Annotated in this window: 22 protein-coding genes; 13 read left to right on the forward strand and 9 right to left on the reverse strand. The window is 60.9% G+C overall.

The window, feature by feature from the left end:
• The first annotated feature begins 388 nt into the window (after positions 1–388).
• Positions 389–3,058, forward strand: coding sequence for a winged helix-turn-helix domain-containing protein (locus IE111_RS02750; RefSeq protein WP_189606942.1), 2,670 nt, complete (start codon positions 389–391; stop codon positions 3,056–3,058).
• Here IE111_RS02750 and IE111_RS02755 read toward each other — a convergent pair.
• Positions 3,052–3,801: a ParA family protein gene (locus tag IE111_RS02755; protein ID WP_189606943.1), complete on the reverse strand. Its 750-nt coding sequence runs from the start codon at positions 3,799–3,801 to the stop codon at positions 3,052–3,054. The genes IE111_RS02750 and IE111_RS02755 overlap by 7 nt on opposite strands.
• A 212-nt stretch (positions 3,802–4,013) precedes the next feature.
• Here IE111_RS02755 and IE111_RS02760 point away from each other — a divergent pair, with 212 nt between their 5' ends.
• From IE111_RS02760 to pfkA, 3 genes are all read left to right on the forward strand, one after another.
• Entirely contained in the window at positions 4,014–4,340 is a 327-nt protein-coding gene (locus IE111_RS02760; RefSeq protein WP_189606944.1) for a DUF6482 family protein, read from the forward strand.
• Between the two features lie 27 nt (positions 4,341–4,367).
• Complete coding sequence (locus IE111_RS02765; RefSeq protein ID WP_189606945.1) at positions 4,368–4,793, forward strand: DUF3429 domain-containing protein; 426 nt, start codon at positions 4,368–4,370, stop codon at positions 4,791–4,793.
• A gap of 296 nt (positions 4,794–5,089) precedes the next feature.
• Positions 5,090–6,052: a 6-phosphofructokinase gene (pfkA, locus tag IE111_RS02770; protein ID WP_189606946.1), complete on the forward strand. Its 963-nt coding sequence runs from the start codon at positions 5,090–5,092 to the stop codon at positions 6,050–6,052.
• A gap of 73 nt (positions 6,053–6,125) precedes the next feature.
• Here pfkA and IE111_RS02775 read toward each other — a convergent pair whose 3' ends face one another.
• Positions 6,126–7,088: a MotB family protein gene (locus tag IE111_RS02775; protein ID WP_189606947.1), complete on the reverse strand. Its 963-nt coding sequence runs from the start codon at positions 7,086–7,088 to the stop codon at positions 6,126–6,128.
• Positions 7,089–7,109: 21 nt separating this feature from the next.
• Positions 7,110–7,862 (reverse strand): flagellar motor protein PomA, encoded by a 753-nt coding sequence (gene pomA / locus IE111_RS02780; RefSeq protein WP_189606948.1) that lies wholly within the window; start codon positions 7,860–7,862, stop codon positions 7,110–7,112.
• 211 nt (positions 7,863–8,073) lie between these two features.
• On the opposite strand from pomA, the gene IE111_RS02785 reads away from it, so the two are divergent.
• The 6 genes from IE111_RS02785 (at position 8,074) to IE111_RS02810 (ending at position 13,616) form a co-directional block, all read left to right on the forward strand.
• Complete coding sequence (locus IE111_RS02785; RefSeq protein ID WP_189606949.1) at positions 8,074–8,307, forward strand: exodeoxyribonuclease VII small subunit; 234 nt, start codon at positions 8,074–8,076, stop codon at positions 8,305–8,307.
• Positions 8,308–8,319: 12 nt separating this feature from the next.
• A complete protein-coding gene (locus IE111_RS02790) occupies positions 8,320–9,201 on the forward strand; it encodes a polyprenyl synthetase family protein (protein WP_189606950.1) in 882 nt (293 codons plus the stop codon).
• 268 nt (positions 9,202–9,469) lie between these two features.
• Positions 9,470–11,353: a 1-deoxy-D-xylulose-5-phosphate synthase gene (dxs, locus tag IE111_RS02795; protein ID WP_189606951.1), complete on the forward strand. Its 1,884-nt coding sequence runs from the start codon at positions 9,470–9,472 to the stop codon at positions 11,351–11,353.
• An 84-nt stretch (positions 11,354–11,437) separates the two neighbouring features.
• A complete protein-coding gene (locus tag IE111_RS02800) occupies positions 11,438–11,830 on the forward strand; it encodes an MmcQ/YjbR family DNA-binding protein (RefSeq protein ID WP_189606952.1) in 393 nt (130 codons plus the stop codon).
• A 29-nt stretch (positions 11,831–11,859) separates the two neighbouring features.
• Positions 11,860–12,516 carry a glutathione S-transferase family protein gene (locus IE111_RS02805; protein ID WP_189606953.1) on the forward strand — a complete coding sequence of 219 codons (657 nt, stop codon included), beginning with the start codon at positions 11,860–11,862 and terminating at the stop codon, positions 12,514–12,516.
• A 272-nt stretch (positions 12,517–12,788) separates the two neighbouring features.
• The gene (locus IE111_RS02810) at positions 12,789–13,616 is read left to right on the forward strand and encodes a phytanoyl-CoA dioxygenase family protein (protein WP_189606954.1); all 828 of its coding nucleotides are present in this window, start codon (positions 12,789–12,791) and stop codon (positions 13,614–13,616) included.
• 105 nt (positions 13,617–13,721) lie between these two features.
• Here the strand turns inward: IE111_RS02810 and IE111_RS02815 are convergent, their stop codons facing one another.
• The 5 genes from IE111_RS02815 to IE111_RS02835 form a co-directional block, all read right to left on the reverse strand.
• A complete protein-coding gene (locus tag IE111_RS02815) occupies positions 13,722–14,177 on the reverse strand; it encodes a nucleoside deaminase (protein ID WP_189606955.1) in 456 nt (151 codons plus the stop codon).
• Complete coding sequence (locus tag IE111_RS02820; protein ID WP_189606956.1) at positions 14,170–14,649, reverse strand: YbhB/YbcL family Raf kinase inhibitor-like protein; 480 nt, start codon at positions 14,647–14,649, stop codon at positions 14,170–14,172. The genes IE111_RS02815 and IE111_RS02820 overlap by 8 nt, the downstream gene beginning before the upstream one ends.
• 246 nt (positions 14,650–14,895) lie before the next feature.
• The gene (locus IE111_RS02825) at positions 14,896–16,368 is read right to left on the reverse strand and encodes an ATP-binding protein (protein ID WP_189606957.1); all 1,473 of its coding nucleotides are present in this window, start codon (positions 16,366–16,368) and stop codon (positions 14,896–14,898) included.
• The gene (locus IE111_RS02830) at positions 16,355–17,086 is read right to left on the reverse strand and encodes a response regulator (protein WP_189606958.1); all 732 of its coding nucleotides are present in this window, start codon (positions 17,084–17,086) and stop codon (positions 16,355–16,357) included. The genes IE111_RS02825 and IE111_RS02830 overlap by 14 nt, the downstream gene beginning before the upstream one ends.
• The gene (locus IE111_RS02835; RefSeq protein WP_189606959.1) at positions 17,086–18,324 is read right to left on the reverse strand and encodes an ABC transporter substrate-binding protein; all 1,239 of its coding nucleotides are present in this window, start codon (positions 18,322–18,324) and stop codon (positions 17,086–17,088) included. The genes IE111_RS02830 and IE111_RS02835 overlap by 1 nt, the downstream gene beginning before the upstream one ends.
• Positions 18,325–18,629: 305 nt before the next feature.
• Here IE111_RS02835 and IE111_RS02840 point away from each other — a divergent pair, with 305 nt between their 5' ends.
• From IE111_RS02840 to IE111_RS02850, 3 genes are all read left to right on the forward strand, one after another.
• Positions 18,630–19,883 (forward strand): ABC transporter substrate-binding protein, encoded by a 1,254-nt coding sequence (locus IE111_RS02840; protein ID WP_189606960.1) that lies wholly within the window; start codon positions 18,630–18,632, stop codon positions 19,881–19,883.
• Between the two features lie 505 nt (positions 19,884–20,388).
• Complete coding sequence (locus tag IE111_RS02845; protein WP_189606961.1) at positions 20,389–21,303, forward strand: carbohydrate ABC transporter permease; 915 nt, start codon at positions 20,389–20,391, stop codon at positions 21,301–21,303.
• 12 nt (positions 21,304–21,315) lie between these two features.
• Positions 21,316–22,158 (forward strand): carbohydrate ABC transporter permease, encoded by an 843-nt coding sequence (locus IE111_RS02850; protein ID WP_189606962.1) that lies wholly within the window; start codon positions 21,316–21,318, stop codon positions 22,156–22,158.
• A 119-nt stretch (positions 22,159–22,277) separates the two neighbouring features.
• On the opposite strand, the gene malE is transcribed toward IE111_RS02850, so the two are convergent.
• Positions 22,278–23,528, reverse strand: a complete 1,251-nt coding sequence (gene malE / locus IE111_RS02855; RefSeq protein WP_189606963.1) for a maltose/maltodextrin ABC transporter substrate-binding protein MalE — start codon at positions 23,526–23,528, stop codon at positions 22,278–22,280.
• Positions 23,529–23,544: the final 16 nt, after the last annotated feature.

Raw genomic sequence — 23,544 nt, forward strand, 5'->3', positions numbered from 1 at the left:
ATTCTTCCAAGGTGGGCGGTGCCCACCCTACGGTGTTAACCCAACGTAGCATTGGTAGATTGGAACGGCTTGCGAATGGTGACGCTACTGCGAGTGACGGGCGTGGGGGTAGGCCCTATCGGGGAAGTGGGCAGCAGGGATGCTGCCGTCTAGCCTACAGGGACGTATACACGGCGACCCCGAGAGGGCCTACCCCCACGCCCGGTACGGACCAATGGCACAACCCTACACCCAGGCACCGAACTTCCAAGGCACCATCGAATCCAATGCCCCATCATTTCGTTCAATTTTCAAACTGTTGGGTAATTCGTCCTAATACTGGATCGCCGGTTCGATTAGGCTAGGGCTCGCTTTGCACTAAACTGGTTGCCTGACTCGAGCCCAGCCGATGACCCAAAACAAAAATACGACACCGCAAACACCGGCCCACAGCCGCCTGTGGATACAACCCTACAAGCTGGTCCAGCCCAGCAGTGGCGCGCCGCTTCAACAGCGCCCACGCCTGGTCAAACAACTGGACCAATGCCGCCACTTCCCGCTCACCCTGCTGCGCAGCCCGGCCGGATACGGCAAGACCAGCCTGCTGACCCAGTGGATGGCGGAGACCGGCGTCAACGTCATGTGGTACGGGCTGGACCCGAGCGACAATGACCCGAGCTATTTCGCCAGCCACCTGATCTATGGCCTGCACATCGCTACCGGAGAAGGGTGCCCGGATTCGCTGCGCCTGGTGGAGACCAACCAGTTCGACCGGCTCGACAGCCTGTTGACCAAGGCATTGATCGAACTGTCGCATCATTTCGACCCCTTGTTCATCGTACTGGACGATGCCCATACCCTGAACGAGCCGGCCATTCTGTCGGCCCTGAAACAGTGGATCCGGTTTCTCCCCCCTAGCATTCACCTGATCCTCACCGCCCATCAGGAGCCTAACCTGGGGTTATCCACCCTGCGTGTGAAGGGACAGTTGCTGGAGCTGCAGGCGGAGCAGTTGGCGTTCAACCGCGCCGAGCTCGATACCTTTCTGCGTGAGCGTCTGGCGTTTGAACCGTCCTCCGAAGTGGTCGAGCGATTGATCGAGGACACCGGCGGCTGGCCGGGTGGGCTTGAATTAATTACCCGCAATGCGGGCAGTGAGGCGGATCTGAGGTACGCCAGCGGCAAACTGCAGCAGTCCTTCCAGCATCTGGAAGCCTATCTGGACGATGAAGTGCTGAGCGATCTGCCGGAAACCCTGCACCGGTTCCTGACCTCGATCTGCGTGTTCGGCCAGTTCGATGCACGATTGTGCAATCAATTGATGGAGCGCGGCGATGCGGAAACCCTGATCCAGCTGCTGCGCGAACATCAGCTGTTTATCGTGCCGGTGGACGAGGTGTCGGGCTATTTTCGGCTGCAGGCGCTGTTTCGCCAGACACTGATCAAGCGAATGCAGAGCCAGGAACCGGAGCGCTGGCGAGCCATCCGCATCCGTGCCGCTTACGCCTATCTGCACCAGGAGCGGCCGATGGAGGCCGCGCAACTGGCCCTGCAACTGGACGACGCGGACCTGAACCTGGCGATTCTCAAGGCCGGCGGCCTGGATTTCTACCGATCCGGTCAGTTCTCGGTGCTGCTGCGCCTGCTGGATCCGCTGGATGAGGAACGGTTGATGGCCCATACCGACCTGATTCTGCTGAAAGCCTGGATCTGCCTGCTCAGCTATCAGGAAGACAAGGTACTGCCGATGCTGGCCAAGGCCGAGAGCCAGCTGGGGCGGGACCAGCCGCAAATCGGCCTGGAATACGCCGTGGCCCGGGCCCAGGCGGCGATCAACGGCGAACGCTTTGCCGAGGCAAAGGCACTGGCGCGGGAAGCCGTGGACGCCCTGCCCACGCAGAGCTTCGTATCGCGCACCGTGGCGGCTTCGGTCCTGGGGCAGGCCGCGCTGTGCGAGGGGGATCTGGCCACGGCCCTGCGCTATCTGGAACAGGCCGAGTCACTGGCGTTCCAGCAGGGGCTGACCCAGCAACGGCTCTGGTCGCTGTGCCTGATGTCGGACGTGCGCACCGTGACCGGCGATCTGGACACGGCGCTGGACATTCAGAACCAGGCCATCGCCCTGGCGCGAGATCACTGCATCGAACTGGTCCTACACATGGAGTTCGTCTATCGCAACCGGGCCCAGATCCTGATCGAGCGCGGTCAATTCGATGCCGCCCTGCAGAGCCTGGAATTGGGCACCGAGATCATCGAACCGCTGGGCGATTATGGCTTGTTGAACCCGTATGTGATGCGCGGCCGGCTGGCCCTGCACGGGGAGGACCGCCACCAGGCGAGCCAGTTGGCGATCCAGGTGCGCCATCTGCTCGATCGCTACCGGTATCACACCGACTGGGTCGCCCAGGCCCATGAGTTTCTGATCAGTGCCGACCGGCTGCTGGGCGACCCGGACTCCGAGGTATTCACACCGCCGCCGCGCTCGACCGGAGCGGCCATCAACCACTTCTATCAACACTACGACCGCAACCGGGCCATCGCGGACTGGTTGAACGGACGAACCGACAACGCCCGGGCACTGGCGACGTCCCTGTTGGATCTGGCCCTCGAACACGGTCTCAGCCTGCTCGCGCTGAAAGCCCGATTACTGCTGGCGATCTGGCAGCCCGACGAGGCGGGACGGCGGCACTGGCAGGCCGCACTCGACGACTTGCCGCGTATTCGCCCGGTCACGACCCTGAGCCTGTACCGCCAACTGTTCCGGGTGGAGGGCCGGGACTGGCCGGATTGGAATCTCTGGTTCCAGCCGGCGCAGAGCAGCCGTCCGAAAATGCTATTGAGCGAGGGCGATCCACGCCTGAAACATCTGAACCAGCGCCATGCACAGGGGCATGAATCGGTCACGACCAAGGAATTCCAGGTGCTGTTGCTGATCGGTGAGGGACTGAGCAACGAAGACATCGCCCAATGCATGCATGTCGCTTTGTCGACCGTGAAAAGCCACATCCGACGGCTTTACCGCAAGCTGGACATCGACAACCGGGACCAGGCACGCACCCTGGTGCGCATGCTTCAGTGATGCAGATCGAGGTCACGCATCAACACTTTCCACATTGCGTTGATGTCGCGGGACACCCGATGTGCCGGGTGTGAATCGGTCACCGCCTTCTTGTCGATCGCCATTTTTTCGATCAGGGTCGTGGCGCGCACCCAACCGAGTTGGGGTTCTCCGGCGTTTTGCGCGAACTGTTTCAGCGACGCACGGTGCAGCTCCAGGCGCGGGTTGACGCGATTGAAAAAGGGCGCGAGTTTGGCGGAGGGGATCGCGACGTCATCGACGAATTCACGCAGGGTGCGGAAACTCTCAAGACACAATGGTGTCGGCGTCAGCGGTACCAGAACCCGGTCGGCCGCCCGGTAAGCCTGCTCGATAACGGTATTGATGCCCGGCGGACAGTCGATCAACACCAGATCGAACTGGGATTTGAGCGATTTCAACAGCCGCTTGATGTGCTTGTCGGATACGTCACTGGACATCAAACGGTCCAGTTTTCTGAGCCCCTTGCGAGCCGGCAGGATAAACACCCCTTCATACGGCGTCGCTTCAATGTATCGATTCCAGTCGATCTCATGACTCAGCCATTGTTTGGCCTTCAGTTTCGTGGCCTGACCCTGTCCGAGAAAAAACGTCGCCGATCCCTGCGGATCGAGATCGATCACCAGGGTTTCGAAGCCGAATTCCATGGCTTTGTGAGCCAGATTGATGGTCATCGAGGTCTTGCCCACACCACCTTTTTGACTGTGTATCGCGACGGTTTTCATGCATTCCTCCGGACAGCGGGTATGCGTATTGGAACAGACACCGGGCTCGACACGTCCCCGGGGGAGCGAACCGATTCCCGACCAGTCTATGACCGTTTCGTGACAATGCGATGACTACGCCGAACCGCACCCGCCGGATCCGTTGAGCCATTCGCGCACGTTCGTCGTATCTACTCCATCGACGAATCCAAAACGCAGACGGGAATGTCCTGATGTCCATTACCCTGACACAGGCCCGGCGGGCGGCCCAACCCTTTCGCAACGCCGAAGTGGAATGCCTGATGGGCACGTTTTATCACATCCATCTGGATGACGGCCTGCGCCGCCATCCGTTGGTCGATGCCTGGCGGCAACCGCTCAAGCTGACCAACCTCCAGCAGGTGCGCTCTGTGTTAAAGCAGCTACCCTTGATGCAGGCGGAACTGGTTCATCGATCGGCCTACGGCGAGATGATCGGGCTGGACGACGCAGACAATAGCCTGCGGCTGCCCCTGACCGGTATTGCACCTCGCCGGGACACACCCCATACCGATGGGTAATGGCCCAAGGAAAAAGGAGAATCACGTATGAGCCCCAGTCAGATCATGCTGTTCTGGAGTTTGGGTGGACTGGCGACGTTTTTTGTTCTGGCCCTGCTGCCCTGGGTCCACCTGGGCCTGATCGGCTACCTCAGGGATTTCAGCGCGCTGATCCTGGCGTTCCTCGCCGGCACCCTCTGGCTGCCCGCCGTCCGCGATGCGGACAACCGCGATCCCAAAGCGGCCAATCTGGCGATGGCTGTGTTTCTGGCGGCCTGGGCGACCTTTTTTATGCCCGCCTGGCTGGGCCTGGTGTTGCTGATGATCGGCTATCCCGCACTGTGGTGGTTCGAACGGCAATGGTTCGGTGCGGCGCAAAGCCTGGACTACCGCAACCTGCGGTCCCTGCTGACCTGGGGTGTCGTCGCGGCGCATGTCCTGGCGCTGGCGTCCCTGTCCAGAGGAACGCCCTGAGGCGAATACCGGGTGTATTTACGGCCGGGATGGAACTTTATTACCTTAGTGGCCCGTTCAATGGCCAATTCAGCCAAATTCGGACTGAAAAACCCGCCGAAAACCACTAATATGTCCCCATAAAGAAGGGCTCGCCACCGATGCTGTAATTTTGTTACATTCAGCGCTCTTCCAGTTTGATCGACGGGGTCCAGATGCGACCCCATCCAGGCCCTTCGAATTCCGACATGGGTACGATTGATCACCGGCGCGGCCCAGGGCCCGGCGGCAACCAATGAATGTAAGGTAGTGCAGGCATGATTAAGAAGATTGGTGTACTGACCAGCGGGGGCGACGCCCCCGGGATGAACGCCGCTGTCCGGGCCGTGGTTCGAACCGCGCTGAGCAAGGGGGTCGATGTCTATGGCGTCTGGGACGGCTATCTCGGCTTACACCAGAACCGCATCGAACAGCTGGCACGCCACGATGTGTCGGATCTGATCAACCGGGGGGGTACCTTCCTCGGTTCCGCCCGCTTCCCGGAGTTCAAAGAGGAATCCGTTCGCCGCGAAGCCATCGAGAACATGCGTCAGCACGGGATGGAAGCCCTGGTTGTTATCGGCGGGGACGGGTCCTACATGGGCGCCAAGCGCCTGACCGAGATGGGTTTCCCCTGCATCGGCCTGCCCGGCACCATCGATAACGACGTGGCCGGTACCGACTTCACCATTGGCTTTCACACGGCCCTGAATACCGTCCTGGATGCCATCGACCGTCTGCGCGACACCTGCTCGTCTCACCACCGCATCGCCATCGTCGAGATCATGGGCCGCTACTGCGGCGACCTGACCATCATGGCCTCCATCGGTAGCGGCGCCGAGTTCACCATCGTGCCGGAGAAGGGCTTCGACGAAGAATCACTGATCCAGACCGTGGCGGACGATGTGACCGCCGGGAAGAAACATTCCATTATCGCCATCACCGAGCACGTCACCGACGTCAGCGCCCTGGCCAAACGCATCGAAGCCCGCACCGGGCTGGAAACGCGCGCGACCATTCTCGGTCACATACAGCGCGGCGGCGTTCCCTGCGCGTTCGACCGGGTGCTGGCCAGCCAGATGGGCTCCTATGCGGTGGAGTTGCTGAGCCAGGGCGTCGGCGGGCGTTGCGTGGGCATCCAGAGCAACAAGCTGGTGCACCACGACATCGTCGATGCCATCGAAAACATGCCCAGACCCTTCAAGCAGGATCTGTACGACCTGACCAGCCTGCTGGCGTAGTCCCGCGAGCACACCTTACCGGCTACGGTTAAGCCCCGGATCGCCTTGGCCGGCACCCCAGGGCTCCCCGGGACTAGAAAATTTCTTCCGGTTCCAGACCGAACAGGGAGGGTTCGCCGAATTCGACCTCTTCGCCCTGCTCTTCCTCCGGCACCGGCCCCCCTTCCACATCGGGGTTATCCCGGCGCACGATGATTTCAACCCGACGGTTGGCAGCGCGGCCCTCGGGGGTGTCGTTGGAGGCGATCGGCTCGGTGGCGCCGTGACCGACGATCGAGAAACGGTCCTGCGGCATTTCCGGTGCCGCCCACAAATACTCCGCGACCGACAGGGCCCGGGCGGCGCTGAGCAGCCAGTTGTTGCGGAAACGGGAGGTGGCGATGGGAACGTTGTCGGTGTGCCCCTCAACTGAAATTTCACCGGGCACGGTCAACAGCAGATCACGGACGCGGTCCAGAATCGGCAGGTAGGCGTCGGCGACAAAGTCCGTCCCTTCGCCGAAGGACTGCTCTTTAACGCGAATGATGATGGTCCGGTCCACGGTCTCGATCTGCAGCATGCCGTCGGCGATGACATCGGACAGCGCCTCGGCAATGCGCTGGGCCTCCTCCTGCACCTCCTGCTGGATCTGCTCGTCGGGCACCACAATGCGACGGGTCAGCTGCCCTTCCTCGCCCTGGGCGGTCTCCTGCATGGTCATGGTGTCCTGACACAACACCTCCAGCGAATCCTTCAGGTCCGCGATGGTGTCCTGGCGCACCACGTTCAACGGCGTCGGGTCCGGACGGGCCGGACTGAACTCCTGGGCGATGATGCTGGTGCCCTTGGGGATCTGGTTGACGTTGATCTGAGCCTGGACACCGAAGGCGTTGCGCATGGACCCGGCCAGGCGCTTGAATTTCAGGGCGTCCATCTCCGAAAACGACAGTAACAACACGAAGAAAACCAGCAGTAACGCCATAAGGTCGGCGAACGTCGCCAACCAGGCCGGTAACCCCGGTTCACATTCGGGACATTCATCATATTCGTCAGTCATAAATGCCTGCCACCCGCGCGATCAATCCGTACCCCGTTGGGAATTGGGTAAGTAACTCTTCAACATCGATTCGATAATGCGGGGATTCTGACCGGCCTGAATGGACAGGAGGCCATCAATGATCATTCTTTGGACACGCTCTTCTTCCGAAGCGCGCAAAACCAGCTTGTCCTTGATGGGGATGGCGAATGCCGTCGCCATGAACGAACCGTAGAGGGTGGTCAGCAAGGCGACCGCCATTGCCGGACCAATGGCTTTCGGGTCGTCCATGTTCGCCAGCATGGCCACCAGACCGATCAGGGTACCGATCATCCCCATGGCGGGCGCGACGTCCCCGATGGCCCCGAAAAACAGGGTGCCCTCCTTGTGACGATCGGAGGTCATCTTCATGTCTTTCATCAACAATTGTTTAACCACCTCGGGGTCATGCCCATCGACCAGCAACTGGATGCCCTTGCTCAGGAACTCGTTGCTCGTCTCCCGTCCCTCCAGCGACAGCAGACCGCCTTTGCGCGCGGCATCAGCCAGATCGACGATTTCCTCGATCAGCTCATCGGCCGAGACCAGTTTGAACGAAAAGGCCTTGCCGACGACGCTACCTACGCCAAGGAACTTCTCCAGGCTCATTTTGGACATGGCCACGAAGACGGAGCCGACCACGACAATCAAGATCGAAGGCACATTGAGGTACATACCAATGCTGCCATTGATCAACATGGCTGTCACAACGAGCACAAATGCTCCGACCAGCCCGATAATTGAAGCAATATCCACTGTTCACCCTTTTTAATCGTAGTCAGACCCAAAGTGTAAAGTGTAGCCGGAAAATCGGCTAATCGACCTGTGCCCCCGGGCGACCGCCTGTTCAAGGCCACAGGATCGGCCCACTTTTCGACTTCTTTATAATATCGACCGGCGAGCGGATTAGTTGACCCTTTCGGCGCGGATCAGTACCTTTGCCGCCAACGCATCGCAGGAAAGACCCATGTCCGAGCAGAACACACCCGACTTTGAAAGCAAGATGGACGACCTCGAACGCTTGGTGGAACGCCTGGAGTCGGGCGAGCTGTCGCTGGACGACGCCATGAAAACCTTCGAACAGGGCATCAAACTGACCCGCGAATGCCAATCGGCTCTGGATGCCGCCGAACAGAAAGTCCAGGTCCTGCTGGGCCAGGGCGGCGACGAACACCTGGAGCCGTTTTCTCCCGAAGAGTGAGCCACACCCCGAATGAACCTTGAGCGTTTCCAGGACGATACCCGGCGTCGATTGGAACAGCACCTGAATGGCCTGATGTCTCACGCCCCGTCCCCTCGGCTGCGCGAGGCCATGCGCTATTCGCTGCTCGGCGGCGGCAAGCGCCTGCGACCCCTGCTGGTACGGGCCACGGCGCACAGCCTGGGCGTGACCGGCGACACCTGGCTGCACCCGGCCGCGGCGCTGGAAATGATTCACGCCTACAGCCTGATTCACGACGACCTACCGGCCATGGACAACGACGACCTACGCCGGGGTCAGCCGACCAATCACCGCGCTTTCGACGAAGCCACAGCCATCCTGGCCGGTGATGCCCTGCAAAGTCTGGCCTTCGAGCACCTGACCGACACGCCCGACCTGACCGACAGCGCCCGGTTGTCGATGGTGCGCATCCTGGCCCACCACGCCGGTCAGGCCGGCATGGTCGGCGGGCAGATGCTCGACCTCCAGGCCGAGGGGCAGGACCTGAACCAGACCGACCTGGCGGCCATTCACCGGCTGAAAACCGGCGCCCTGATCGAATCCGCCTTGAAACTGGGGGCTCTGTGCGCCCACAGTGTGGATGACAACACACTGGGGTATTTGGCCACCTTCGGTCAGGCTCTGGGGCTGGCTTTCCAGATCACCGACGACATTCTCGATGTCACCACCGACACCGCCATCCTGGGCAAACCCCAAGGGAGCGATGCAGCACGCGACAAGTCCACCTATGTCCGCTTGCTCGGGCTGGACGAAGCACGAGTAGAGGCCCGACGCCAGATCGATTGCGCCAAATCTGCTCTGAATACTCTGGCACTGGACAAGAACAGCCCTCTGCACCGGCTTGCTGACTACGTATTAGAGCGAGATCACTAGATTTTCGTTACACTGTGCGGCTTTCTCGCTAGCTCACGTTTCAGAGACCACTGAAGTCTAGCGCCGGCGGCCGGGTAGACCTATTCGGGGATGTCGGCCGCCTGGACGGCGGCCGTCAAGCCCCCATGGACGGGTTCACGGTGACCCCGAATAGGTCTACCCGGCCACCGGTGCGGGTTCCGGCACCACACCAGTGCCCTCCGAAACTTGAGTTTTATAACAGATACCGGGTTCCGGGACGGGCCCACAGGCAGGTACGCTCATCACCATGAAGGTATTTACACATATCCCGAAAACCCGGCCGGTTACGCCACTGCTGGACAGCCTCCAGACGCCGGCCGACTTGCGCAGGCTGAACATCGACGCATTGCCGACGCTGGCCGATGAACTCCGGGAATATTTGCTCTATACCGTCGGACAGTCCGGCGGGCATTTCGGCGCGGGCCTCGGGGTCGTGGAACTGACCATCGCCCTGCACTACGTCTATGAAACGCCCGAGGAACGGCTGGTGTGGGACGTCGGTCATCAGGCCTATCCGCACAAAATCCTGACCGGTCGTCGCGACCGGATGCAGTCGATCCGCCAGGCCGGCGGGCTCGCGGCCTTCCCCAGTCGCCTGGAAAGCGAATACGACACCTTCGGCGTGGGGCATTCCAGCACGTCCATTTCGGCGGCGCTGGGTATGTCCATCGCTGACCGTCTGGTCGGCCGTGCGCGCCAGACGGTGGCCATCATCGGCGACGGCGCACTGACCGCCGGCATGGCCTTCGAGGCGCTCAACCACGCCGGTCACGACGGCGGTGACCTGCTGGTGGTGCTGAACGACAACGACATGTCGATCTCTGAAAACGTGGGGGCTCTGTCCAAGGCGTTCTCCCGGGTCTTTGCGTCGAAGACGTACAGTCACATGCGCGAGAACAGCAAGAAGGTGCTGCAGAACCTGCCGCCGATGCTGGAATTCGCACGCAAGGCCGAAGAACACATGAAAGGCATGGTCTCACCGGGCACCCTGTTCGAGGAACTGGGTTTCAATTACGTCGGCCCGGTGGATGGTCACGATGTGGTCGAGCTGGTGCACACCCTGAAGAACCTGCGTACGTTCAAGGGACCGCAGTTTCTGCACGCGGCCACGCAGAAAGGCAAGGGTTTCACGCCCGCCGAGAACGAGCCGATCAAGTACCACGCCATCACCAAGATCGAGAAAGAAGACACCAAGCCGGTGCCTAAAAAGCCGAGCGGGCCGAAGTATTCCAATGTCTTCGGTCAGTGGCTCTGCGATATGGCGGCGGCCGACAAACGCCTGGTCGGCATCACGCCGGCCATGCGCGAAGGCTCGGATCTGGTGCAGTTTTCCGAGCAGTATCCGGAGCGCTACATCGATGTCGCCATCGCCGAACAACACGCCGTCACTCTGGCGGGCGGCCTGGCCTGCGACGGCGCCAAACCGGTGGTGGCCATTTACTCCACCTTCCTGCAACGCGCCTACGACCAGTTGATTCACGACGTGGCGCTGCAGAATCTCGACGTGCTGTTCGCCATCGACCGCGCCGGCCTGGTCGGCGAGGACGGCCCGACGCACGCCGGCAGCTTCGACCTGACCTACCTGCGCTGTGTACCCAACATGGTGATCATGGCACCCAAGGACGAGGACGAGTGCCGTCGCATGCTGACCACTGGCTACCGTCATGAAGGTCCGGCCGCCGTACGCTATCCGCGCGGCACCGGCCCGAACGCGCCGATCGACCCGGAACTGACCGACCTGCCCATCGGTCGGGCCGAACGGCTGCGCGAAGGCGAACGCATCGCCATCCTGGCCTTTGGCAGCCGGGTTGGCCCGGCATTGGCCGTGGGCGAGGCCATGAACGCCACCGTGGTCAATATGCGCTTCATCAAGCCGCTGGATGTGGAGCTGGTCAAAGAGATGGCCGCCCAGCACGATCTGCTGGTCACCGTCGAGGAAAACGCCATCATGGGCGGTGCCGGCTCCGCGGTCAGCGAGGCGCTGCACGAGCACGGCATCAGCGTGCCCATGCTGCAACTGGGCCTGCCTGATACCTACATCGACCACGGCAAACCGGCGGACATGCTGGCCAGTGTCGGTCTCGACGCCGCCGGCATTCAGCGGGCCATCGAGTTGCGCCTGGAAAGCTGATCGCGACGGGATTCGGGCATTTTCGCTCGAATTCCGCCCGTCTTTGGCTAAACTGACCGTCCGGCCCTCGTAAAAGGACAGCCCATGACCCTGCACGCCCAAGGACTCCCCGGCTACACCGAAACGGTCGACCTGTGGCGCGAACGACTGCTGGCCAAACCCGGTGCGACCGAGGACACGCCCTTCGGCCCCGAAGCGCTGGTGTACAAGGTCGCCGGCAAGATGTTCGCCCTGATCAGCCTGGGCGAGACCCGCCTGGGCATGAACCTGAAGTGCGACCCGCAGGAAGCGATGATCATCCGCGACAGCTTCGACGCCGTCATACCGGGTTACCATATGAACAAGAAGCACTGGAACACCGTCGATCTGTTGGCCGGTCTTGAGACCGAGCTGATTCAGGGCTGGGTCGACGACTCTTACGAACTGGTGAAATCCAAGCTGCCCAAGCGGATTCAGTCCCAACTGACCGGCGCCTGAACCCGCCCCATTGGCCAAGGAGGCCCCCCATGAACAACCTGTCACTGGTCATCGGCAACAAGAACTACTCCAGTTGGTCGCTGCGCGCCTGGCTGTTGCTGCGCGAGTTCCATGTGCATTTCCAGGAAATCCGCATCCCGCTCGACATGCCGGAAACCCACGCTCTGATGGAGCGTCATTCGCCATCGCGCAAGGTACCGGTGCTGAACATCGGCGACCTTCACGTTTGGGATTCGCTCGCCATCGCCGAGACGGTGAACGAACGTTTCCTGGAAGGCGCCGGCTGGCCCCGCAAACCGGACCTGCGCGCTCTGGGCCGCTCCGCCTGCGCCGAAATGCATTCCGGGTTCCCGGCCTTGCGCGCCAGCATGCCGATGAACTGTCGACGTCGTGTGCACGGGTTCAGACCGGACGCCGCCACCGTGGCGGACATCAACCGCATCAACCAGCTCCTCGGCGAATGTCTGGAACGCTCGGGCGGCCCCTTCCTGCTGGGGCGCTTCTCGATCGCCGATGCCTTCTTCGCACCCGTGGCCTCCCGCTTTACCACCTACGGCACCGAAGTACCCGCTCCCGTCGGCGCCTGGATGGACAAGATCGCAGGGCTGGAGAGCATGCAGGACTGGCAGCGCGAGGCTGAAGCCGAGACCGAGGTCATCGAGCGCGAGGAAGTGCCTGATCAATAGCTAAGGGAGACTCTGGTTTCGGAGTTCGCCAGATAGACTAGCGTCGGATGCCGGGGTTACCCCTGTGGGGGAGTCCGCAGCAGGGATGCTGCGGTCTAGGCTCCATGGATGGATCTACGCCGACCCCACAGGGGTATCCCCGGTAGCCGATGCGGGCCAAAGCCACCTGTCCGATCCGAACTCCGATACTTGAGTTGGAAAGGTTACACTTGATCGGAGCCATTCAGTCGGTGATAAACTGACCGAATGGACAACCCACCGAGATGCCGATCATGTTGACCGACGAACAAAAAAACCAATTCGACCGTGATGGCTACCTGCTGTTGCCGAACCTCCTCAGCGACGATGAACGCCAAGCCCTGATCGACCGGGCTTACGGCATCATCGAAGAAGCCGACCTGGAACAGACCAGCCGTTTCTCCACCACGGACCGCGCCCAAATCAACAACGACTATTTCCTCGGCTCCGCCGAAGCGGTTCGCTGCTTTTTCGAGGAAGGTGCCTTCAACGACCAGGGCGTATTGCAGCAGCCCCGCGCTCAATCGATCAACAAGATCGGCCATGCACTCCACGACCTGGAACCGGTGTTTACCCGCTTCGCGCGCCGCCCGGATTTCGGCGACTTGGCCCGGGACCTGGGCCACGCCCAGCCGGCGCTTTACCAGACCATGGTGATTTTCAAGCAGCCGCGGATCGGTGGTGAAGTGACTTGGCATCAGGACGCCACGTTTTTTCACACCGACCCGACCAGCGTCATCACCTACTGGTTCGCGCTGGAAGACGCCACTCTGGAAAACGGCTGCCTCTGGGTGGAACCGGGCGGTCACCGGGGGCCTTTGCGGGAACGGTATTTTCACGAACAGGGCGACCTGCGGATGGAGCCGCTCGACGACACGTCCTGGCCCACCGACGCGGGGACACCGATGCCGGTGAAGGCGGGCAGTCTGCTGGTGTTTCACGGGCATTTACCGCATTACAGCGCATCGAACCGGTCGGATCGGTCGCGGTTGGCGCTGACCTTTCATGTGGTGGATGCGGCCTGTGAGTATGCGAAGGAGAATTGGCTGCAGCGCCCGAACCTCGGTGTATTTAACATGTAGGTTGGATTAGGTCCGAAGGGCCGTAATCCAACGATGGTGGCTCTGGCTGGGCTAACGCCATTGGTATGATGTTGGATTACGACGCGCAAGCGCGTCTAATCCAACCTACTCTCCTATATCCTCATTCCACAATTCGGGGCGATCGGCGATAAACTGCTCCATCATCCGGATGCAGGCCTCGTCCTGCACCACTTCCACCTCGACACCCCGACTGCGCAACACCTCTTCCTCGCCCAAAAAAGTCCGGTTCTCCCCGATCACGACCTTGGGGATGCCGTACAACAGGATCGCTCCGGTGCACATCGGGCACGGTGACAGCGTGGTGTAGAGCACGCTGTCGCGATAGACGGAGGCGGGTTGGCGGCCGGCGTTTTCCAGGGCGTCCATCTCGCCGTGCAGCACGACCGAGCCGTTTTGGACGCGGCGGTTGTGGCCGCGTCCGAGGATCTCTCCCCGGTGCACGAGGACCGATCCGATGGGGATGCCGCCTTCGCGGGCGCCGAGTTCAGCTTCCTCGATGGCGGCCTGGAGGTTGGGATCTGTGGATGATTGGCTAGTCACGCTGGTAAGTCCCCACTAACCGGTTCATGCCGATGATGTGCGGCTCGCAGGCTTCGAGCAGTTGCCAGAGCGACATGCCGTCGTCGAGGTCGAGGTCGGTGTCGAGGGCGAGAACCCAGAAGTAGTAGCGGTGGGTGCCGTGGCCTTCGGGGGGCATGGGGCCGCCGTAGCCGACTTTGCCGAAGTTGTTTTTGCCTTTTGTGCCTTCGGTAGTGCCTTCGCTGAGGCTGGTTGTGTTGGCCGGCAGGTTGTAGAGGACCCAGTGGACGAAGCCGTAGGTGCCGTTGGGGGAGACCAGCGGGGCGTCGGGGTCGTGGCAGACGACGACGATGGATTGGGTGCCGTCGGGGGTGTTGGTCCAGCTCAGCGGCGGGGAGACGTCTTCGCCTTCGCCGGAGTATTTTTGGGGGATGGCGCCGCCGTCTTCGAAGGCGGAGCTGGTCAGGGCTAACTCAGACAGTGCGAAAGGCATAATGTGCCTCCTTTTCTTATTCCGTGGGTTGGATGGGCTGGGTGCCATTGGTCCGCGACCGAGGACCGGCGCGCCCTTCCAGGGACCGCCGTGAATACATCCATGTAGGCTTAACTTCGGCATCCATGCCTCAGATGTCCCTTCCAGGGCACCCCGGCCCTCGGTCGCTTACATTCCAGCCAACACCTCATTCCAAATTCCAAACTGCTGGTTTCAATCAGCATAGCGCAATCCAGGTCGGTCAGGTCAATCTTCCGATGTGCCCTCCAGGGTATAGATCAACGGCAAGTGGATCCGAACCAGTAATCCGCCCTCGGGGTGGTTCTCCAGAAACAGGTCGCCGCCGTGGCCGTGGATGATGCTTTGGGCGATGCCGAGACCGAGGCCCATGCCGCCGGCATTGGTGGTTTTGCCGTGGTCGAGGCGGGTGTAGGGGTTGAACAGGGTGTCTGGGCGGTCGGTTTGGAGGCCGGGGCCGTGGTCGCGGATGCGGATTTCGACCTGGTCGGCTTCGATGCCGAGGTGAATGTCGGCGCGGCTGCCGTATTGGACGGCGTTGTCGATGAGGTTGGTGAGGCAGCGTTTGAGGGCGAGGGGTTTGCCGATGTATTGGGCGTGCTGGTCGATGTGGACGCTGACGCTTTGGCCGGCGAGGTGTTTTTCGCGGGCGATTTTGTGCAACAGGGCGCCGAGGTCGACGGGTTTGGGGTCTTCGTGGATGTCGGAGTCGCGCACGGTCTGGAGGGCGCCTTTGACCATCATTTCGAGTTCTTCGAGGTCTTCGTCGAGGGAGGCACGCAGTGGTTCGTCGTCGATCATTTCGGCTTGCAGGCGCAGCCGGGTGATGGGGGTGCGCAGGTCGTGGGAGATGGCGGCGAAGAGTCGTTCGCGGTCGTTGAGGTAGCGTTGGATGCGCATTTTCATGGACTGGAACGCCCGGGAGGTGGCGTCGAGTTCGCGCATGCCGGAGTCGGGGACGGGGGCCTGGTCGAGGCCGCGGCCGAAGGCGTCGGCGGCTTCTGAGAGACGACGCAGCGGTCGGGTCTGCCAGCGCACGAACAGGAAGCTGAGGACGCCGACGACGATGAGGGTGGCGCCGAGGGACCACCAGCGGTCGACGGTGAGGACGCGGTTTTTGTTGAGCAGGTAGGGGTCCGGCAGCAGGGTGGCGAGGTAGAGCCATTGTCCGTTGCTGAGGCTGACCTGGGTGGTGAGGATGGGCGCCGGGTCGGGTTCGAGGACGAGGCTTTGGCGGATCCAGCGTACGGGGATGTCAGCGATGGGGATGCGCTGGTCGTAGACGCGCACGTCTTCGGGCATGGACAGGGCGAGGGCGAGGTCGATGCCGTCGAGTTCGTCGATCAGTTGGTCGCGAATGGCGTCGATCAGCGGGCCTTTGAGCGGGGCGTTGACCTCGCGGGTCATGGGGATGCGCATGTCGTTGACGCTCATGAACAGCCGGCTGCCGCCGACTTCGCGCTGCTGGTCGATGACGATGGGGCGGACGTTGTCCGGCAGTGCCAGAAAGTAGCGGATGGTGGCGGACAGGGAGGTGGCGAGGTATTGGGCGTTTTTCTCGACCCGCTGGCGGCTGTCGCTGTCGAGTTGACCGGCCCAGATCAGGCTGGTCAGCACCTGGGCCAGGGTGATGCCGGTGAGCATGACCACCAGCAGCCGGGCGAACAGCGAACGTGGCAGCCAGCGTTTAAGGCTTGTCATGCACGCGCTCCACTTCCGCGGTGAACACATAGCCCTGGCCGCGCACGGTTTTGATCAACTGGCTGGCGCGACCCTCGTCGCCGAGCCGGGTGCGCAGTCGGCTGATCTGGACGTCCAGATACCGGTCCAGCGGCCCCAGGTCGCGGCCCCGTGTGGCTTTCATCAGATAGCTGCGCGAGAGCACTTCTCCGGCGTGGTCGAGAAACAGACGCAGCAGTTGGAAGTCGGCCCCGCTGATGGTCTCGGCGGCCCCGGAACCCCGGCCCAGGGTGCGTTCCAGGGTGTCCAGGTAATGGTCGCCGAAGCGGTAGTAACGGCCACCGTCGGTCGGCGTGACGTTGGCCGGTTCGTAGCGCCGGTGGATGGCCTTTATCCGCGCCAGCAGTTCGCGTGGGCTGAAGGGTTTGGCGATGTAGTCGTCGGCGCCCATTTCCAGGCCGACGACCCGGTCGGTCTCCTCGGCGTTGGCGGTGAGCATGATGATGGGCACGTCCGAGACGGCGCGGATCTTCTGGCAGACACTGAAGCCGTCCTGGCCCGGCAACATGATGTCGAGTACGACCAGCGACACTTCTGAGGCGGACTCGCGGAAATCGGTCAGGAAAGATTCCCCGTCGGCGGCGACCGACACCCGATAGTTGTTCTTTTCCAGGTAGCTTTTCAGCAGTTCCCGAATTTTATAGTCGTCGTCGACGACCACGATGCGATTCGACGTCATTACTTCAGGGCTCTCAAGGTTTGCGCCAGTTGGGCCGTCGCCGTTTCAGGCGTGACTCGCGCGTCGATAAAGAAACGATGGACGATCTCGAATACGGCGTCTTCGGATTCCGGCGAGGTCGCCATGGAGTGCGCCATGCTCGGCGCCAGCCGCCCTTCGTCGCCGGCTTGTACGAAGACATGGTGTGCGGCTCGGGCGCAGTCGTCGAAGTCCGCGACGGATACATCCCGTCGCACCGGCAGCGTGCCTTTGGCTTCGCTGAACGCCCGTTGCACGGACGGCGACAGCAAGGTGTCGATGAAGGCCGGCACCGCCTCCGGGTTGGGGTGATCGCGAAAGACGACGAAGGTGTCGATGCTGTACAGGTGTTGCTCGGTCGTGCCCGGGACAGGCAGGCACAGGTAGTCCTCACCCGGTTTCAGCCCCCAGGCCCTGAACTCGCCCTTCACCCAATCGCCCATGATCTGCACCGCCGCTTCGCCTTCGGCCACCATGCGGCTGGCTTCCTGCCATTCCCGATTGCCGATGCCGGGGTCCATCAGGCTTTTCAGTTCACGCAGCAGACGAAACGTTTCCACGACCCGGGGGTCGTTGAGGATGGCGTCGTCGTGTTCGACGAAGTAACGGCGGTAAAACGTGGGCCCGGCGACGCTCAGCAACAAGGTTTCGAACAAGGTGGCGTTCTGCCAGGGCTGATTGCCGTGCGCCAGGGGAACAATACCAGCTTCCCGCAACGCGGGCGCGAGATCGATGAGTTGACTCCAGGTCGTCGGCAGCGGCAGGTCCAGTTGCTGAAAGACACGCGGATTCAGCCACAGCCAGTTGATGCGATGGATGCTCAGGGGAATGGCGACGCGCGCGCCGTCGACACGAATCAATTCGTTGACCACCGGATGAAACAACTCGGTCCGATTCAGTACCGGATCGCTCAATGGCTGCAGAAACCCCAGGTTGGCCCAGTGTTCGATGTTGGGGCCGATGATCTGCGCCGCACCCGGTGGGGTGCCGGCGATCACTCTGGCCTTCAATACGGCCATGGCGGAATCCCCGCCGCCGCCGCGCACCGGATAATCGGTCCAGGCCACACCCTGCTCCGCCAGGCTCGCTTTCAGGACATCGGCGGCGGCCTGTTCGCCGTCGGAAGTCCACCAGTGCAGCACTTCGAGCGCCTGGTCGGTCGCGAGTGCGGGGCGAATGGCCATCGCAATGAAGATCGTCAGTACAACTATCGGCTTCATGGTTTTTGTTATCGTCACCGTCAGAACATCATCCTAACGCACAAGTCCCCTTCAAAGTATTGCTTAATCTTACCGCTATCTTTCAATGGGTATCGACTGTCTTTCCTGAAAGATTCGGATAGGTCCCCACCGACAAAACCAATCCAGGTTCCCGCCCGAGTGCATCGCGTTCCGGCGTCTCTTTCCAACTCCCTTTCAACGCCTCGAACAGTGCATTAACAGTCAGACAGGCTCCGGCTCTAGAGTGACCCTGCGCTCGTTCGATGCGAGCCCAAACGACCAATAACAACAAAGAGGAACGCCTTATGCCTGCGATTAAACGTGGCCTGGTATTGGCCACCGCGGCCTGCGCCCTGACCCTGAACGCCACCGCCCAAACCCTGACCATCGAAAGCTGGCGTGTGGACGACAAGGACCTGTGGGAAGACGTATTGATTCCCGCATTCAACGAACACAACCCGGACATCGAGGTGCGTTTCAAGCCCACCTCGCCGACCGAATACGACTCATCGATCAACGCTCGCCTGCAGGCCGGCACCGCCGGCGACCTGATCACCTGCCGCCCGTTCGATGTCTCGTTGAACCTCTACAAACAGGGGCACCTCGAAGCCCTGAACGGACTGTGGGGTCTGGACCATTACCAGGACTTCGCCAAGCGCGCCTGGAGCACCGACGACGGCCAGACCGCCTTCTGTCTGCCGATGGCCTCAGTCATTCACGGCTTCTTTTACAACAAGGACATTTTCGAGGAACTGGATCTTGAAGTGCCGGCCACCCGGGAAGACTTCTTCGGGGTTCTGGAAACGGTGAAACAGGATTCCAGCTATACGCCGCTGGCGCTCGGCACCAATGACCAGTGGGAATCGAACCAGATCGTTTTTACCAACATCGGCGCCAACCATTGGAACGGTGAAGAAGGTCGAATGGCGTTGCTGAACGGCGAGGCCAAGTTCACCGACCCGGCTTTCGTTGACGCCTGGGAAGACATGGCACGCTGGGGCGATTACATGGGTCGTGGCTATGAAGCCCAGACGTATGGCGACTCGCAAAACCTGTTCGCGCTCGGTCGCGCCGCCATTTATCCGACCGGTTCCTGGGACATCGCCTATTTCAACGACCAGGCCCTGTCCGACTTCGGTGCGTTCAAACCACCGGTCGCCGAGGAGGGAGACACCTGTTACATCTCCGACCACACCGACATCGGCATCGGCATCAACAAGCACTCCGAAAACACCGAAGCGGCCAAGGCGTTTCTGAACTGGGTGGCGAGCCCGGAATTCGCCGACCTGTTCACCAACAAGGTGACCGGTTTCTTCTCGCTGTCCAATCACGATGTGGACGTTCAGGACCCGGTCGCGGCGGAGATGATCAGCTGGCGTCAGGAGTGTGAATCGACGATCCGACTGAACGCGCAAGTGATGAATCGCGGTACACCGAACATGGAGCAGGAACTGTGGGTGGTGAGCAGTCAGGTTCTGAACGGCACCCTGTCACCCGAAGCCGCCGCCGAGAAAATCCAGTCCGGCTTCGCGCAATGGTACGAACCTCAGTCCGAGTAATCGGGCTGTGGAGCTCACTGCGGAACCTGCACAGTGGCTCCTTTGAGGAGCCCTCCGGGGCTCCTCCTTTTTTGAACACTTCGTAGGGCAGAAGAGGCCTGGCCGATATCTGCCGTGGGGAGAACGTCGAGCCTCGGACGTTCCCACCGGCACAACGCAAAACGGCAGATGTCGGCTCCACCTCTTCTGCCCTACATACAGCGACACCCTCATACCGTAGGGCAGAAGAGCCCGAAGGGCGTTATCTGCCGTGGGGAGAAGGTAGTGCCACAGACTGACCCACTGGCACAAAAAAACGGCAGATGTCGGCTCCACCTCTTCTGCCCTACATACAGCGACACCCTCATACCGTAGGGCAGAAGAGGCCCAGCCGATATCTGCCGTGGGGAGAAGGCAGTGCCACAGACTGACCCACTGGCACAAAAACGGCAGATGTCGGCTCCACCTCTTCTGCCCTACCCAACACGACAACAACAGCCATGATTAAAACAGTGTGGTTTCCACTATGAGACGTACCTTTCCCTGGCACATCGTTGTATTTCTGGCACCAGCGGTGCTGATCTACACCGTCTTCAGTGCCTACCCCTTATTCGACACCCTGCGCCTGAGCTTTTTCACCGACAGCACCTCCGGTGAACGCAGCTTCGCGGGGTTGACCAACTTCATCACCCTGCTCGGCGATGACACCTGGTCCGATGCCTTCTGGAACGCGATGTGGAACAACACGAAGTTCTTCATTATCCACTTGCTGGTTCAGAACCCGATCGGTTTGGCATTGGCCGCGCTGTTAAGCCTGAAAGGTTTGAAAGGCGCACGCACCTACCGGACGCTGATTTTTCTGCCCACGTTATTGTCCGTTGTCATCATCGGCTTTATCTGGCAATTGATCCTCAGTCCGTTGTGGGGCGTGTCCGAGGGCTTTCTGGAATTCTTCGGGCTCGGTTTCCTGTTCGATGCCTGGCTGGGCAAGGAGTCCACGGCCCTGGTTACCCTGGCGTTGATTTCCGTCTGGCAGTTCATCGGTATTCCGATGATGCTGATATACGCCGCCATGCTGTCCATTCCCGACGATTTGATCGAGGCGGCGCATGTCGATGGCGCTTCGCCCTGGCGAATATTCTGGTCGATCCGGCTGCCGCTGATTTTCCCGACTCTGGGGCTGGTCACCATCCTGACGTTCGTCGGCAATTTCAACGCATTTGAATTGATTTACGCCGTGAAAGGCGCGCTCGGCGGTCCGAATTTCGCCACCGATATTCTGGGGACGTTTTTCTACCGCACCTTTTTCGGTTACCAGTCCCAAATCGGCAGCGCGACCATGGGGGCGACCGTGGCGACGATGATGTTCCTGGTCATCCTGTTCGGTGTGATGGCGTATTTCTATTTCATCCAGCGGCGGCTGACCCGCTACCAGCTCTGAGGAGACCGGTTCATGACTTTGCATAACACCCGACAGCACAGCCGGACCGCGTTCGTTCATATCGCCCTGGCCGGCTACACTGTGATCGCGCTGTTCCCGATCCTGATGGTGATCGTCAATTCGTTCAAATCCCGGCGCGCCATCTTCAACGACCCGTTGGCGCTGCCCACACCGGACAGCTTCAGCCTGACCGGTTACGCCAAGGTGCTTGAGGAATCGAATTTTCTGTTGTTCTTCGGCAACAGCCTGATCGTCACTCTCATCCCACTGGCTCTCGTCCTCCTGTTCGGCGCCATGGCCGCCTGGGCGTTGAGTGAATACAAGTTCCCGGGCAATCGCTGGATGGCCCTGTTCCTGGCCATGGGCATCATGGTGCCGATCCGTTTGGGCACGGTCAGCATTCTGGACATCATGGTGGGGCTGGACCTGGTCAACACCCGGCTGGCGTTGATTCTGGTGTACACGGCTCAGGGGTTACCGCTGGCGATATTTATTTTGACCGAGTTCGTCAGCCAGGTGCCAACCGAATTGAAAGAAGCCGCGCGCTGCGACGGCATCAGCGAGTATCGGTTGTTCTTTCAGATCATCCTGCCGCTGATTCGACCCGCCGTGGCGACCGTGGCGGTATTTACCATGGTGCCGATGTGGAACGACCTCTGGTTCCCGTTGATACTGGCACCGGGTGAAGCGACGCAGACGATTCAGCTGGGTGTTCAGCAGTTCATCGGACAGTATGTGACGGACTGGAATTCGGTGTTGAGTGCGCTGACGTTGGCGGTACTGCCGGTGCTAGTGTTGTATGTCTTCTTCTCGCAGCAGTTGATTCGCGGGTTGACCTCGGGGGCGGTGAAGTAGTCCACGCCCAGGTTGTTGGATTACGGTCCTATCGGACCTAATCCAACCTACTATTGACAGTAGGTTGGATTAGCGCGTAACGCGTAATCCAACACAAACCGAGGCACGACACACACCCATCAATTCGCCAAATAATGCTTCCGCGACCACATCTTCATTTCGTCCAACTTCCGCAAGCGCTCACCGATACGTTCCAGCGTCGCCTGAACCGGAATCTCCCCCATCGCCATCTCCTGCAAATGCGCTTCCCAACTGCTCCAGAACCGGCGCATTTCGGGGATGTCCGGCATGGTCTCACCCGTGGCAGCCATGGCGAAGGTATGGGCGATGCGCGGGTTGGCTTCCAGTTCATCCATCAATTGCTTGTTGGCGGCGGCGCCCAGCGGGCGGTCGTCGTTGAGGGCTTTCACGCCGTCGTAGACCACTACATACTCTTCCAGAAACTTCCGCGCCATGTCGGTGTTCGGGCTGTAGCCGTTGATCGCACCGGCCAGAAAACCGACGAAGGGCCGTCCGTGACCGGCGGACTCGTTCACGGCCGGGAACCGGGCCAGTTCGAAATCTATGCCGGACGCGCTGATCTGATTCCAGGCCCAGGGGCCGTTGATGATCATGGCCGTCTCGCCCGCCAGAAAGCTGTCCATCATCAAGCCGTAATTATCGTCCGCTTCGATGACACCGGCATCCATCAGCCGATTGAGCGTCGACAAGCCCTGAACGGCGCCTCGGTTGTCCACGCCGACATCGGTCAGTTGATACACCTGATCGACCTTGCGGAACGAGTAACCACCGGCCGAAGTCACCAGAGGCCAGGTGAAATAAGGCGTGGTGTAATCCCAGACAATGGCGCGCTTGCCGTCCTGGCGCAATTCGCGGTCGAGCGCGATGACCTCGTCCCAGGTCTTGGGCGGGTTGGCGACCAGATCCGGATTGTAGATCAGGGAGATGGCTTCCATGGCGACCGGGTAGCCGTATAGTCGGTCACCGACCGTCATGGCGCCCCAGGCGAAGTCGTGGATGGCGTCGCGCACCTCGCCGGGCGGGTCTACCGGCTCCAGATAGCCTTCGTTGATCCAGCTGCCGAAACGGTCGTGGGCCCAGAAAATCACATCCGGACCCTTGGAGGTTGCGGCGAACTTGGTAAAGCGGGCGGCGGGGTCGTCCTCGCTGTCCCAATCGTCCTGGGTGCGCACGATGACCGGAATACCGGTGTCGCGGGTAAAACGGTTGCCGACGGCCTGCAGGCCCTCGTAGCTCTTATCGTTGTTGATCCAGACTTCCAGCGCGCCGGATTCAAACGCGTGAACCGGCAAGCTGAGTGAGATCAGCGGGATACACAGGGTAGCGAGCAAGGTACGGATCATATACATCGTCTTCTCCGTCGAT

It is taken from the genome of Saccharospirillum salsuginis (genome assembly GCF_014651855.1).
Classification (GTDB): domain Bacteria; phylum Pseudomonadota; class Gammaproteobacteria; order Pseudomonadales; family Natronospirillaceae; genus Saccharospirillum; species Saccharospirillum salsuginis.